This window comes from Phenylobacterium sp. (genome assembly GCF_036263695.1).
Classification (GTDB): Bacteria; Pseudomonadota; Alphaproteobacteria; order Caulobacterales; family Caulobacteraceae; genus Phenylobacterium.
On sequence record NZ_DATAGM010000482.1, the window covers coordinates 1 to 13,325 of the forward strand.

Genomic DNA, 13,325 nt, shown 5'->3' on the forward strand with positions numbered 1-13,325 from the left:
TGCCGTTTCAGAGCGGTTCCGGAGGTTTCAGCGTTGATTTTCCGGTGCGCGGCGCTAGCGCAGGGCGTGGAACGACGCATCCCCGTTATCCTGGCCGCCCTCTGCGTTCTGCTGGCGCTGATGTGCATCACCATCGGCCTGGCCTTCCGGGCGGCCAACGCCGAGGCGCTCTGCTGGCGCGCCTACGTGGAGAACGGCGAGCATCCGCCGCAGGGGGATTGCCGCAGACGCAGCCCATGGACTTTCTGAGGGCGGTAGGCGCCTCGCACGCCCCAAGCCGTGTCCCGCAAGGCTGCGGCGCGCCACCCGAACGCGCCTTTGCGCTCCGCTTGGCGCTGCTGAGGCGGCAAGCTTCGGGTTGACGCGGTCCCCCACCCCGCAGAGATTGAATCTTGCGCCCACAAGTGGCGCTGCGTTCTGCGACGCCAACGAGCCGATCTGACTGTCGCCCGCCGCACCCCCAGCTGGCGGGCGATCCTTTTTCTACCCTCACTGGATGCGAGCGCGCGAGACGCCCTCGCCGGGCCGCAACGTCCGTCAGCTGCGGCCGCCGCCGGACGGGAACGCCGGCCGTGTCTCCCAGCTGCGCTGACCACAGCTGCAGCGGTGGGTGACGAAGCGCGCGACCCGCCGAACCCCTGTGCGGTGATCTCCGACGCGGAGCAGATCAGCAGCAGGCGCACGCCCTTGTGCTGCTGATAGTGGAAGAGCGGAACGCCTTCGTCGTCCGTCATGGCGCGAGCCCCAGCTCGAGCGCCAACCCGGAGAAACCTCAACCGGATATCCGCTCCGGGCGCAAGTGCGAGCCTCCCGTAGCCGCAGGCCGAAAGCTCAAGGACTTCTCGATCGCTGCAGGGCGCTGGTGCGGGCGGCCTGGCCGCCCGACCACCCAGCGAATCTGGCGGCTTTGCAGCCGGGTCCCGCGCCGTGAGGCGGCTGGCGAGCGCCAGCGCGAACTCACCGGCCGAGCAGTCTCCTGGCCTGCGCGACCGCATCGATGGTGGCTCGGCAGCGATCGTAGTTGCGGAACTGATAGGTGAGCCGCACATAGGTCGTATCGGCGTCCGGAGCGCGCGCTTCCAGTCGCACCGCAGCCACCTCGCCGGAGATGACGGGGGTGGCCAGCGTCCCCCAGTCCGCACGCAGCTCTCGTTGCCCTGCCGCAAGTGCGGCGGCGTAGTCCGAGGGCTCCTTGAGCACAGAGGCGGGCGCCAGACGATCCCGGCGGATCGCCGTTCCGTACTCGTGGCTAAGCACCCTTTCCGTGTGAGCGAAAATCGCCTTTGCGCCGGCTCCTCCGCCGTCGAAGGAGCGGCGCGGCGTCACCATGATCACCGCGCACACGCCCTCGTCCCGGGTCGCCACCACCAGTACCGTCTCAAAGGGGCGCTCCGGCGGAGCCGGCGGCGAGATCCTGTAAAGTCCGACGGTCGCCGTCGCCTCGTGGGCGAAGCGGGCGAGCGGCGCGCCCATGTCTATGCCAAGCGGCCCCGCGGCCGCCGCGCAAGGCGCGCCACAGCACAGTGCCAAGGCGGCGAGCGCCACGGGTGCGTCAGTGCGCATCGGGGCGTCTCCCCCGCCCGGGCGACGGCGCTCGTCCTGCGCCCGCGGCCGCGATCTCCCAGCGTGCAGCCTGCCGGGTCGGCTCCAGGCCTGAGGCGATGACCGTTCCGCTTCGGTCGAAGACACGCCAGGACCAGCCGTTCTCGCGTTCGGCCACCGAGTAGGCGAAAGCCTCGCGGACTCGATCTGAGCCTTCATCCAGGCCGAGGGGTTGGCGAGACACAGGTGAGCCAGCAAGCAACCAGATGCCCCTGCGGTCTCAGGCGGCGTCCGCATCCAGCATGGGCGCCGCCCGCTCGTCGGCGTCCGCTGGCGATCTTTGTTCGAGCGCGACAACGGTGGCCGTGGGCCTGGTGACCGCTTTGGTGCGCTCACCCCGCGCCTCAGGCTGATCGACGAAGATCGCCAGAGCTTCCCGCGCCCGGTTGACGCGGCTCTTCATCGTTCCGACGGGCACCCCGGCGGCGGCGGCGGCGTCCTCATAAGAAAGGCCGCTGCCCACGACCATGAGCAGAGCCTCGCGCGCCTTGGGCGACAGGCGGTCCATGGCCGCAAGCACCTCGCTGTAGCGGGCGTTCCATTCCTGCTCCGGTTCACGGCCGAGCGAGATGGCGGCGGGCGAGTCCAGGTCCACGGTGTTGAAGCAGCGACGCGATGCGCCGGATTTCACGACGTTGACGAGGATCCTAAAGATCCAGGCCTTGAAGTGGGTTTCTTTCTGGTAGGTGTGCCGGGAGCGCCAGGCCCGCAGGAGCGCTTCCTGCACCGCGTCGTCGGCGTCGGCCGCCGATTTCAAAAGGCTCATCGCATAACCCCGACGAGCCGGGATTGACGCATGCAGCTGCGCCTTGAAGTTGTCGTCCACCTACTCGCCCCACATCCCCATGGGTGCGGCGCAGCACGCCGGACTCAGACTCGTTGAACGCCACTTTTAACAGGTCGTTAACTGCGCGCGACCCCTGATTGGGGCAGAAATGTGTTCGGCAGCTCATTCGTCTGTGATCGGGTGTCGCACGGCACATATCGATGCTCTCTGCAATCGGCTCGACTCAGGATTGCGACGGTTCCACCCGGTAGTCGCCCCCCTCCGGGCGCACTTCAAGTAGGTCGATTCGCCGACCAGCGTCGGACCTGGCGATATGCGCCACCAGGCGCAACGCCTGACCCAGGGCGCGGCGCGGCGGGCGCACCGCGACCTCCGCCACCAGGTCCTCGAACCGGACGAGCGCTTCGGCGGCGCTGTTGGCGTGGATCGTGGAGAGGCCGCCCGGGTGGCCGGTGTTCCAAGCCTTGAGCGTCTCCAGGGCGGCGGCGCCGTCCCGCAGCTCGCCGACGACGATCCGATCGGGGCGCATGCGCAGTGCGTCGCGGACGAGGTCAGCGACGGTCACAGGCTTTGGCTGGCGGCGGGTCAGGCAGGCCACGCTGTCCCAGGCCGAGCATTGCAGCTCCGGGACGTCCTCGACCAGGAAGACACGGTCCTGCGCGAAGGCGGGCTCGGCGAGGATGGCGTTGGCCAGGGTGGTCTTGCCCGAGCTGGTGCCGCCGCTGATCAGGAGGTTCTCGCGCCGAAGCGCAGCCAGCCGGAGACGGTCTGCGCCCTCGGGCGTCAGCGCGCCCATGGCGACATAGCTGGCGAGGCCATAGATCACCGGCGGCCGCTTGCGGATGGAGTAGGCCGCTGCGGCGGTGACCGGCGGCAGGAAGCCCTGGAACCGCTCCCCCGTCGTGGGCAGAACGCCCGAAACCCGCGGATCTTCGCGCCGGACCTCCTCACCCATGTAGTCTGCGATCAGGCGCACGACCCGCTCCCGCGCCTCCGGGCTTGACCGCTCGCCGGTGTCCGAGCGGCCAGATCCCAGCCGGTCGAGCACGATCCGCCCGTCAGGATTGGCCATGATCTCCACGACGTCCGGGTCGTGGAGCGCGTCGAGCGCGGCCTGCCCCAGCGCGTGGCGCAGCGCCTCCAGCCTCCGCTCGGCCGCGATCGGATGTTCGCCGGCGCGGCTCATGGCGCGGGCGACTCAGGTGCGGGCGCCTCAGGAGGGAGCGGCTCAACTTCGGGCGGCGGGCGGGCCGGCCCCGACGAGATCTTCGCCGCCACTTCGTCGAGCAGCCGCTGAAGCCGCACCTCGACGGCGGCCTGGAGGAGCGGGTCGCGGTCGTCCGCCGTCTCGGGGAGCCTGGTCAGGATCAGCCGGGTGAGCGCAAAGACCAGCTCCTCGATGATCCGCAGGTCGCGGACGGTGAGCCGCATGTGAGTGTGGAGCCGTCGCTCCAGGTTGAGCAGCCGGTCATCGGGATCTGCCGGGATGCGCCCGGAGAGGCCGCGGGCGATGGCCTGACGCGCCGCCTGGCTGCGGCTCTGGCGGCGGAAGCGCGCTTCGCGGTCGAGCGCCTCCACCTCCGCCTCGGAGAGGAAGGCCTGCACGCGGACCATGCCGGCTTCGGACGCAGGCGCCACGATCACCGGCTCCGGATGTCGGCGAGGGCGGCGTCGGTCGCCGCCTGTTCCTCGCGCCAGATGCGGGCGGCGTCCTCGCCGCGCCTCTCGCTCATCATCGCGCGCTGCTCGGGAAAGAGGTCCAACTGGCGGTGAGCGGCGAGGCTAAGGGCGCGCCGCCCGGCCCAGGGATGCGGCCGTGGCGGCGGCGCATCGAGCCCCGCCGCCTGGCCCGGCGGCGGGAGCAGGGCGCGGCTTCGGAAAGGCTCGAGTTCGTCATAGCGGATCTTGCGCGTCCGGAACGGCCGCCGCCCGGCGACGAAGGTCAGCTGTTCGTCGTCGGGGAGTCCCCTCACCTCGCCGGGCTCGAGCAGCGGGCGGTCCACGAGGGACCGCGACACCGAGCTTCGACCGGACGCCAGCCCGGTGGGCGAGCTCAGGGTCATGCGGGCCTCGGAGACCGTTCCGGTCAGGCGGGAGACCTTCTCCTGGGTCAGCGGGTCGAGGGCGGAGAAGGCGGTGTAGACGAAGCAGTTGTCGAGCAGGGTGTTGTGCGGGCCGTAGGTCTCGACGATGTCGTTGAGGCTCTGCGCGGCGAACATGGCCTTGATCCCGTAGCCGCTCATCAGCCGCAGGCTCTTCTCGAAGAAGGCCAGCCGGCCCAGCAGCGGGAACTCGTCCATCGCCATCAGAAGCTTGTGACGCTTGGGCCGGCCCGCAGCGTCCCGCTGTTCGTCGGCGGTCAGGGCCTGTGCGGCGGCATAGAACAGCAGCCGCACCAGGGGCCGCAGCGCCTGCTGGTCGGCCGGCGAGACCTGGATGTACAGCGACACCGGAGCCTCGGCGCACATGAGGTCGCCGACGGCCAGGTCCGAGCCGGAGAGCGCCCGCTCCAGGTCGTCGCCGGCCAGCCACTTCAGGTACGAGCGCGCGGTCCCCTGCACCGAAGTCCGGAACCGGTCGTGCATGGCGCAGTAGCCCTGGACGGCCCGTTCGATGAAGGGGTGGGTCTGCGGCTCTCCGTCGAGTCCCGGACGGTGCAGCGTCTTGAACATCGTTTCCGCCGTCCGGTCGAGGTCGGCGAGGAGCCGAACGACGGTCGGGAGCGTCTTCTCTTCGTCCGGAGCGCTGTAGAGAACGTGCAGGATCAAAGCCTCTAAGATCTCCGCGGCCGCCTTGTCCCAGATGGCCTCGTCCTCGCGGGCGCCGCCGGGATCGGCCAGGATGGAGACGAGCCGCTGCACCTGCGCGACCTCCTGCGGCCCGGGCTGGATCTCGGCCAGCAGGTTCAGGCGGGCCGACGCCGGATCCCGGGGATTGAAGTAGAGGGCGTGGCTAAACCCTGAGCGCCAACCGGCGCTCTCGCGCCAGAGCTCGCCCTTCGGGTCGTGGATCAGGGCGCTGGCGGTCCAGCTGAGGAGGCTCGGCAGGACATGGCCCCTCCCCTTGCCTGCGCGGGTGCCGCCGGTGACGAGGGTGGGCCGAAGGTCGGGTGTCGCCAGGACCCGGCCCTCAAACTCCCCCAGTATGCAGCCGGCTCCCGAGAGCAGGCCAGCCTTGCGCGCCTCGCGGAGCGTACCCCAGCCGCGGCCGCGCCTGTCCCGCGGCAGCGCTTCCCCGAAGAGTAGAGGCAGGGCCACGCCGAGCCCGAACCCGATCAGCACGAGGGCGAGGCCGCCGCCCCAGGCGTGGGGATGCTGGTCGCCGTAATCGCCTCGCCACACGAAGAAGGACCATGGCGCGTAGAGCGCGGCGCCCGAGCCGAGCCTTAGCCCCTGCCCGAAGGCTTCGGGCCAACCGAAGAGCCAGGCGGTATACTGGGTCGCGGCCGCAGCGCCGGCGCAGGCGCCGACCGCGAGTGTCAAGATACGGATTGCAGGTCCCAACGCCGCCTCCGTCCAGAATGCAGGAAGGCTACCGAGGCGGCGGCGCGGGCCGAAAGAAGATGCGCGCGATGGTGGAATATATCCCACCGGACGCGCATGGGATGGCAGGCCGGGCGCCCGCAACACCCTCAGCCGCGCGGGGACGACGGCACTGTCAGTGTCCATGCGCCGGTGGGGAGCCGAAAGCGCGGCGCAATATAGTCCGCAGGAGGAGAAACGTCGGTTAGACTCGTCCCGACTCTTGCATCGCCAGGCACCGAGTGAAGACCAGCCTCGACCATCTTCCCGAAGCGAAGCGGACCGACCTCGCCCGCGCGGTGGAGGTGCTGTTCGCCGAGTTCGAGGACGCGCTGAAGGGCCGGAACGCGCCCCATCGGAAGCAGGGGCGCATCCTGAAGGTCATCCTCTACGGCAGCTATGCCGGAGGAGACTGGGTCGACGATCCGGTGGGCGGCTATCGCTCCGACTACGACCTCCTCGTCGTCGTCAATCACGAAGAGCTGGCGGACCTGACGGAGTACTGGGGCGGCGCGGACGACCACCTGCTGCGCGACTACCAGATTTCCCGCACGCTCTCGGCGCCCGTGAACTTCATCGTCCACTCGCTGGAAGACGTGAACAAGCAGCTCCGGTGTGGGCGCCCGTTCTTCGTGGACATCGTGCGGGATGGCGTGGCGCTGTACGAAAGGCCGGGTCATTTGTTTGAGGAGCCGCAAGCGCTCTCGCCCCAAGACGCCCGAACTCAGGCTGAAAGTTATTTCAATCAGTGGTTCCGGAGTTCCAATGCTTTCGCGAGCATGGCCAGCCACGCGTGGAAAGAAGGAAATGTGAAGGAAGCGGCGTTCGCGCTACACCAAGCGACGGAACGCCTCTACCATTGTGTCCTTCTCGTCCTGACACTCTACAGCCCGAAATCTCACAAACTCAACTTCTTGCGTTCACAAGCGGAACGTTTGGCTCCAGATCTCATCCCGGTTTGGCCGCGACACACCAAGTTCGATCAACGAGCTTGGGAGCTCCTCCGTCGCGCCTACGTCGACGCTCGCTACTCGCCTCATTACAGGATATCGGACGAGGAGCTTGCTTGGTTGGTAGAGCGTGTCGCAACGCTTAAGGAGGCGGTGGCGGCTGTCTGCGCACCCCAGATCGCAAGCCTTCGTTCCAACCAGCTGCCTAGTTGATGAACATGAAGGCAGAGACTCGGGCGAACAGCTGCTCGCGCGTGCTGACCCCTAACTTGGAGTAGACCCGCTTCAGGTGGGTGCGGACCGTCAAGACGGGCTTTTTTGGAGGATCTCCGCGATCGCCGCCGGTGTATAACCCTGCAGCAGGAGTTCGATGACCCGGTGCTCCGCGGGGGTGACGCCGAAAAGGGGCTCGAGATCGGGGCACTCGACTGGCAGTCGCTCGGAGACGGCGCGGATCGTCAGCGCCATCAGCGAGCTTGGTTCAGGCTGCAGCGGCTGCACCAGTACGAGTGTCGCTAGGTCGCGGCCTGCGCAGAGAACGGTCAGGCGAGCCTCCGCCCCGAGCCCCTCGACCAGCGCGCTTAGCCCCTCCTGCCCTTCCCGGTCGGCGCAGGCGAGCTTGCTGGCACGCACTACTCCGTCGCAGGCGGGTGTCGTTCCGCTTTAACGGTAGCAATCCCTCAAGGGAGCGACTGTAGAACTTCGGGATGGATTTGGGTCCGTTAAACCGCCGCTCCGTCCGGCGTCTCACAGGGCTTCAGGAGACGTCCTCGACGTCCCGGGTCTTGAACCTTCTCGCCATTCGGCGGCGCTTCAAAGCGCTTCCCGAGTTGGCGGAAGCGCCGCTGTTCCAGAACAGGCTGCTCAACCAGAGCATCATCCTGAAGCACCGGCTGCGGGCCAACGAACTCGGCCAGTTCCTGGCGCCCCGCTCGACGGCGACCAAGATCCTCGTGCCGATCGACCCCACGGACCTCAAGAACGGCGCGCGTTACCTCTTCGTCGGCCAGCAGGACTTCGCGGCCGTGGCCCATTCCATGTTCGGCGAGGCGCTCAAGCCTGAGGCGCGGGACCGGATCGTGCTCGATGTCATGGATGAGCTGCCCTCTCTCGACCCGTTCCTGCTGAGGGAGAAGCTCCGGCAGATCGGCGTCGAGCCGGCGCGCGCCTACTTCGCGGTCTCTGACGCCGATACACAGAAGATGTTCCAGTTCGTGCGGCGCGAGGTGTCGTCTCTGATCGAGATGTCCGGGGAGGAAGGCGGCGGGCTCTCCACCGACAAGTTCGTCCGCAAGTTGCTCTCCACCTCGCCAGACAGCAGCTTCGCGCCCCTGCGGGAGGTCCTCGGGCTCGGCGAGCGGGACTATGAGGAGGGCATCTTCGCCTGGCGCGGCTTCCTCTACTACAAGTGGGCCATGGCCGACATCCTGAAGCCCATCTCGGAGGTCGCGAGGGAGATCCTGGCCGCGCAGCCTCAGGGGTACCGGAGCGCGGAGGTGGCGACTTACCTGCGAGAAGCCAAGCTCAGGATCGTGACCGCGCTGAACAGCTTGGCTAAGGATGTCACAGCCAATCTGGCGATCTACGACCGGGCTTACGCTGAGCTGACGAGCGGGCGGCCTGCCGCCTTCCGCGAGTTCCTGCTCGCTGCACCTCAGCTGTTCAGCGGGCTGGGCGTGGCGCTCGGCGCGGTGCAGCACATCGCGAGCTACTGGCGATACCGGTTCGCCGTCGGCGCCCCTCAGACGGTGTCGGGCCTCGAACTCATGGACGTCTTCCTGGACTTCGAGGCCAGCCTGGCGATCAGCAAGCATTCTCCCAAGTCCGGCGACCTGACGCCGCTCCCTGTGGCCTACCTGGACGCTGGCGAAGCCGCTTAGGGCCTCGCGCTCAGCTATCGCCGATGGAGCCTCGTTGCGGAGCGCGCACTCACCGGACGGTCCCTCAGAACGCGCGCGTCTCACCCTCTGCTAGAGGGAAGGATATTTCGCAGGAGAAGCCTTCGGGCAGGTAGCGGCGCGCGAGCCGGCCGCGGAGGTCTCCGGTGACCAGGCGGTCAATGAGGCGCGCGCCGAAGCCTAGGTTGGTCGGCGCGGCGGCTGGCGGGCCGCCCGTTTCGCGCCAGATCAGCGCAAGCTCGCCCTGGACCAGCCGCCACTGGACGTGCACCTGGCCTTCAGGGCCGGACCAAGCGCCGTGCTTGGCCGCGTTGGTGGCGAGTTCATGGAAGATGAGGCCCACGCCGAGCGCCTCGGAAGAGCGCAGACGGACAGGCGGGCCGGTGAGCAGCAGCCGGTCGGAGAAGGTCGACAGCTCGCGCACGAGCAGGAGGTGGAGGTCCGCGCTTGTCCAGGCGGCGGCCGTGAGCACGTCGTGCGTGCGCGCGAGCGCCAGGATGCGGCCTTCGAACGTGTGGATGAATGTCGGCAGGTCAGGCGAGCGCCGAGCGGTCTGCCTGGCGATGGACTGCACTGTGGCCAGGTTGTTCTTCACCCGGTGATTGAGCTCGTCCATCAGCAGCTTCTGCTGGTCCCGCGCCGCCACCTCTTCCGTCACGTCGCGCACCGTGCCGATGACGCGGATGGCGGCGCCGTACTCGAAGATCACCTGGCCAGACCCGCGCACCCAGCGCCAGTCGCCGGTCCGCGCCAGCGCACGGTGGAAGGTTGAGTACTTCCCGTCGTTTTCGCCGCGCAACGCGCGTTCGTAGCTGTCCGCCACCTCCTGAGCTTCGTCGGGGTGAAGCCTCGACCTGTAGGTCGCCAGGTCCACCGTCCCGTCGGGATCGACGCCGAAGAGCTCGCGGGTCCGCGCATCCCAGATCACCACGTCGGCCGGAATGTCGTACTCCCAAATCCCAAGCCCCGTGGCCTCCAGCGCCGCTTCGAGCCGCTGGCGCTGGCGCTGCGCGTCTAGTTCGGCGCGCTTGCGGTCGGTGATGTCGACGAGGACGAAGCTGACCCTGGGAACGTCGCCGGCGAGAGGCGTGAAGGCGCCCAGATACCACGCCTCGCGGCCGCCGTGGGTGAAAGGGTACTCGAGCGTCTGCGGGGTCCGGCTCTCCCAGCAGGCGCGCAGGGTGCGCATCCTGCGGCGGATGTCCCTTGCGGAGAGCCCCAGGTCGGCGCCGGACAGCCCCTGCATCTGCTCAGGGGTCTTGCCGTAGACACGCGCGGTGTTGGCGTTCGCGAGCACGTAGCGGTAGTCGTCGCCGCGCAGCTCGAAAACGCCGGCGGACACCGTGGTGGACTCGAAGAGGGCCGCCAGCAAGCCTTCGGAGGGATCTGACGGCGCCTGCGGGGCCGCAACCGTTAGCGAATCGGAGCTGATATCGTTGGGCAAGCACGGCCTCGGCGAAGGGCTGGCGGCCGGGAGCGGCGCGCCTGCCCATGCATCTCCAGCTTAGCCGGGCCCGCCAGTCAAGAAAGTGGGGCCCGAGCCAGAGTTCGGCCCCCTCGGGATCTCCGATGGCCTCGCGATCCCCTTGCACGCCCGAGCCGTGAAGGCAGGGCGGGAAGCCTCGATCCTTCAGTGCTCAAGCTTGTGGGAGGTTCAGAGGTTTTGGAGCTTCGGGACTCGCTACCTCTGGCGGGTGGCGAGGGGAAGCCCTGCGCTGACATCCAGCAAGGAGGTTCGCCCTCTCCTGCTAGGCTCCGGAGCGTTCTAGATGCACGCGCAAATCGCTCCTCGCGAACAGGTCCGGCGCTCCGGCGCCCGGGGGCGTTGACCGGCGCAGGTGTGAGGTTCAACGGTTGGGGCGGCTCAACGGGTCAGAGGACTTGAGAGGCGGGTGTGAGTTCAGCAGCGGACGAGGCCGACATCATCGACCGAATCTACGAAGCCGCGGCTTTCGGCGACCTTTGGCCCACCGTCATGGAGGAAGTTTCCGAAGCGGTGGACGCCCATGCGGCCTGCATGTTGGTGCGCACCGCAGATGCATGGACCGGACTGGCGCCCTCCCCGTCCATCGACGAGGCCGTCAGGGCCTATGCCGAGACAGACATCCCCCTGCGCACGAGCACGACGGCGCGGTTGATAGGCGCCAATCGGCCCGGCTTCGTCACTGACGAGGACCTGTTCTCGCCCGAGGAGTACCAGGCGGACCCCTACATCGCCGAGTGGGCGATGCCTCAGGGACTGTACCATGGCGCGGCGAGCGCCATCCACGTCCCCACAGGCGATTTCGCCGTCGTGCAGATCCACCGCCGCCTGGGCGCTCCGCCGTTCGACCCAGACACGGTCGCTTTGTTGGACGCTCTCAGGCCTCACTTGGCCCGGTCCGCCGCCTTGGCCGCGCGATGGCGGCTGGAACGGCTGCGCGTCGCCGTCGAGGCTATGGACCTGCTTGGCCTCCCGGCGGCGGTGCTGAACGCCTCCGGGCGCGTGCTGCTGGCGAACTCGCTGCTGGAAAATCGCAAGGACCTGGTCACGTGGCGCCCGGGCGACCGTCTGGCCCTGCACCAGAAGGCCGGCAACGATCTACTGCAGCAGGCCGTATCGGAGCTCGCCGACGCATCAGCGGCGGCGCGCCATCGCCATCCGCCGGTCCCTGAGCGCTGGGCCGGCCGTCGCCCACCTGACACCCCTGCGCGGGGCTGCCCGCGACCTGTTTGGCGGCGGCCTGGCGCTCCTGACCATCACCGAGCTGGACGCGCGGGGTTGGCCAAACGCCGGCATCCTTCAGGGCCTGTTCGACCTCACGGCCGCCGAGGTGCGGGTGGCGGCCGGCGTATCGGCCGGCCAAACGACTGACGAGCTCGCGCGAAGTTTTGGGCTGAGCCCCGGGACGATCCGCACGCAGCTCAAGGCCGTCTTCGCGAAGACGGGTGTGCGACGGCAAAGCGAGCTCGCGGCGCTGCTGGCGCCGCTCGCCGGGGGACCTCCCGATCGGGGCGGATGAGCGGGAGAGAGGCCGGACTGCCTGGTCAGGACGTCGCGGGGCCAGCCACGTCGCAGGCGCGAAAACAAGCGGGCATTAATGGAGGCGTTGCGAGAATGACCTCCTCGCGTCCCGAGCCGGCCGCGGCAGGATCAATCTCCTCCACCAGGCCGCGAACACCGCGCCCGCCAACGCATGACCAGCGCGGGCAGGAGCGCCGCGCAGATGCCCGCCACGCCCGCGAGCACATCGAGGAGGCTGGCGCTTCGACCGATAGCCGGCAGCCTCTGAAGCCCCTCGATGACAAGGCCGAACCCGAGCATCGCGCCGGCGAGCAGCGCCAGGTTGAGCCTTGGCGCGGCGCAGGCGGCGGAAAGCGAAAGGACGTAGAAGGCCAGGAAGTGCCAGAACTTGTCGCTGAGCCCGCCAACGCCGCTCGCCCCCGGCTCGAGAGCATGGAAGAGCGTGAAGCCCAAGAGCGCGACAAAGATCAGCCTGTGAGCGATCAGGATTGCGGACCGCACCGCCCCTGCCCTTCCTTCACGGCGCGACCTGCCGCGCCGGCGCCCTAGTACATGGCTTCATCCGGCCGGTCGCCTGTCGAAGGCAGCCTTGGCCTTCGCCGTCTCGCCGCCTCGAATGGGTGGTCTCAAGCCTGGGGAGCAGGTAGCAGCAATCGACGACGATCACATCTGCCGCATGGCCTACCGCGAGGTCTTACGGCAAAGCTAGCGCATGCTGAGTTTACCGGCAGAGCGTATCGACCTGCGAGGCGCCTCAGGCGCAGTATACGGTTTCCATCTTGCGGACCCGCAGGCGCTGCCTGAACGGGCTGGCGCTTACGCGCTTTGCCGTCCGGGCGAAGAACCCCTTCTCATCGCCGAAACCGACCGGCTCGATACGGCCGCCGCCGAACTTCGCCGAGCCCAGTCGGGCGACCCTGAGGTGCGGTTGTTCATCAGGCTGAACGTCCGCCGACAGATCCGCCTCGATGAGCTGAGCGACATTCTCGCCGCTCGGGACCGGCGCTGCGGCGCTGACCGCGCGCGCACTGCAGCCTAGGGGCGGCCGGTTCGCCTGTTCTAGGCGCCGGGACCAACCCCTGGCTCTACCGCCCCGACGACTAGTCCGCGTCGCAAGGCTTCGCCCGCGAACGCTGCTGGCTCTTCAGCGACCCGGGCGAGAACAGCTTCGTCTACGACTGTCCGGCGGGCCCGCGACGTCGCCTCTTCCGCCCCGCCGCCGTCCCCCTCCCGGTGCTCCAGGACGACCATTTCGAGTGCGCGGGAGACTCCGTGAGAAGCTTGCAACGCGCGAGCTTGCTAGCGTCGAGCGGAGCTTAGGCTGCGTCCGTGCGGATGATGCGTCGCGCGTGGAAAGGCGGGACAATGGCCGTGATGTGCGCCGCCCAGCGCAGCCGCACGTCGCGCCGCGTCTCGCCCGCCAAGCTCTCCAGGTTGTAGAGCCGGGCCTTTGAACCTTTTTGCAGGCGCTTGACGAGAACCTCGTCACCGTCCGTCTCGAGCACGACCACCTGCCCCAGCATATCCGGTGTAGGCGGCGTCCGCTGATCCGCGAAATAGATA

Annotated in this window: 14 protein-coding genes and 1 pseudogene; 6 read left to right on the forward strand and 9 right to left on the reverse strand. The window is 68.4% G+C overall.

Annotation, left to right across the window (positions count from 1 at the left end):
* The first annotated feature begins 66 nt into the window (after positions 1–66).
* Positions 67–249, forward strand: a complete 183-nt coding sequence (locus VHK87_RS19260; protein WP_329636514.1) for a hypothetical protein — start codon at positions 67–69, stop codon at positions 247–249.
* Between the two features lie 708 nt (positions 250–957).
* On the opposite strand, the gene VHK87_RS19265 is transcribed toward VHK87_RS19260, so the two are convergent.
* The 5 genes from VHK87_RS19265 to VHK87_RS19285 all read right to left on the reverse strand — a co-directional run bounded on the left by VHK87_RS19265 (position 958) and on the right by VHK87_RS19285 (position 5,871).
* Positions 958–1,563, reverse strand: coding sequence for a hypothetical protein (locus VHK87_RS19265; RefSeq protein ID WP_329636515.1), 606 nt, complete (start codon positions 1,561–1,563; stop codon positions 958–960).
* Between the two features lie 259 nt (positions 1,564–1,822).
* On the reverse strand, positions 1,823–2,428 hold the full coding sequence (locus VHK87_RS19270; protein WP_329636516.1) for a sigma-70 family RNA polymerase sigma factor: 606 nt from the start codon (positions 2,426–2,428) through the stop codon (positions 1,823–1,825).
* 184 nt (positions 2,429–2,612) lie between these two features.
* The gene (gene trbB, locus VHK87_RS19275; RefSeq protein WP_329636517.1) at positions 2,613–3,575 is read right to left on the reverse strand and encodes a P-type conjugative transfer ATPase TrbB; all 963 of its coding nucleotides are present in this window, start codon (positions 3,573–3,575) and stop codon (positions 2,613–2,615) included.
* Entirely contained in the window at positions 3,572–4,027 is a 456-nt protein-coding gene (locus VHK87_RS19280; protein WP_329636518.1) for a hypothetical protein, read from the reverse strand. Before VHK87_RS19280 ends, trbB begins: the two co-directional genes overlap by 4 nt.
* Positions 4,028–4,029: 2 nt before the next feature.
* A complete protein-coding gene (locus VHK87_RS19285) occupies positions 4,030–5,871 on the reverse strand; it encodes a type IV secretory system conjugative DNA transfer family protein (RefSeq protein ID WP_329636519.1) in 1,842 nt (613 codons plus the stop codon).
* A gap of 281 nt (positions 5,872–6,152) precedes the next feature.
* On the opposite strand from VHK87_RS19285, the gene VHK87_RS19290 reads away from it, so the two are divergent.
* Positions 6,153–7,073 carry a HEPN domain-containing protein gene (locus VHK87_RS19290; RefSeq protein ID WP_329636520.1) on the forward strand — a complete coding sequence of 307 codons (921 nt, stop codon included), beginning with the start codon at positions 6,153–6,155 and terminating at the stop codon, positions 7,071–7,073.
* Between the two features lie 90 nt (positions 7,074–7,163).
* Here the strand turns inward: VHK87_RS19290 and VHK87_RS19295 are convergent, their stop codons facing one another.
* Positions 7,164–7,493 carry a hypothetical protein gene (locus VHK87_RS19295; RefSeq protein ID WP_329636521.1) on the reverse strand — a complete coding sequence of 110 codons (330 nt, stop codon included), beginning with the start codon at positions 7,491–7,493 and terminating at the stop codon, positions 7,164–7,166.
* A gap of 197 nt (positions 7,494–7,690) precedes the next feature.
* On the opposite strand from VHK87_RS19295, the gene VHK87_RS19300 reads away from it, so the two are divergent.
* Positions 7,691–8,740, forward strand: a complete 1,050-nt coding sequence (locus VHK87_RS19300; RefSeq protein WP_329636522.1) for a hypothetical protein — start codon at positions 7,691–7,693, stop codon at positions 8,738–8,740.
* 64 nt (positions 8,741–8,804) lie between these two features.
* Here VHK87_RS19300 and VHK87_RS19305 read toward each other — a convergent pair whose 3' ends face one another.
* Positions 8,805–10,130 (reverse strand): sensor histidine kinase, encoded by a 1,326-nt coding sequence (locus VHK87_RS19305; RefSeq protein WP_329636523.1) that lies wholly within the window; start codon positions 10,128–10,130, stop codon positions 8,805–8,807.
* Positions 10,131–10,652: 522 nt separating this feature from the next.
* On the opposite strand from VHK87_RS19305, the gene VHK87_RS19310 reads away from it, so the two are divergent.
* Positions 10,653–11,612, forward strand: a complete 960-nt coding sequence (locus VHK87_RS19310) for a hypothetical protein (protein WP_329636524.1) — start codon at positions 10,653–10,655, stop codon at positions 11,610–11,612.
* Positions 11,578–11,760, forward strand: coding sequence for a helix-turn-helix transcriptional regulator (locus VHK87_RS19520; RefSeq protein ID WP_414694171.1), 183 nt, complete (start codon positions 11,578–11,580; stop codon positions 11,758–11,760). The genes VHK87_RS19310 and VHK87_RS19520 overlap by 35 nt, the downstream gene beginning before the upstream one ends.
* 131 nt (positions 11,761–11,891) lie before the next feature.
* Here VHK87_RS19520 and VHK87_RS19315 read toward each other — a convergent pair whose 3' ends face one another.
* A complete protein-coding gene (locus VHK87_RS19315; RefSeq protein ID WP_329636525.1) occupies positions 11,892–12,263 on the reverse strand; it encodes a hypothetical protein in 372 nt (123 codons plus the stop codon).
* A 211-nt stretch (positions 12,264–12,474) separates the two neighbouring features.
* Between VHK87_RS19315 and VHK87_RS19320 the strand changes: the two genes are divergently transcribed.
* Positions 12,475–12,801, forward strand: coding sequence for a hypothetical protein (locus VHK87_RS19320; RefSeq protein WP_329636526.1), 327 nt, complete (start codon positions 12,475–12,477; stop codon positions 12,799–12,801).
* Positions 12,802–13,078: 277 nt separating this feature from the next.
* Here the strand turns inward: VHK87_RS19320 and VHK87_RS19325 are convergent.
* Positions 13,079–13,325: pseudogene (locus tag VHK87_RS19325) on the reverse strand (peptidase S24); the annotation flags it as partial.

Excerpts from the sequence above, each read along its gene's own strand:
- VHK87_RS19265 (WP_329636515.1), bottom strand. The coding sequence starts at position 1,563 with ATGCGCACTGACGCACCCGTGGCGCTCGCCGCCTTGGCACTGTGCTGT.
- trbB (WP_329636517.1), bottom strand. The coding sequence starts at position 3,575 with ATGAGCCGCGCCGGCGAACATCCGATCGCGGCCGAGCGGAGGCTGGAG.
- VHK87_RS19320 (WP_329636526.1), top strand. The coding sequence starts at position 12,475 with ATGCTGAGTTTACCGGCAGAGCGTATCGACCTGCGAGGCGCCTCAGGC.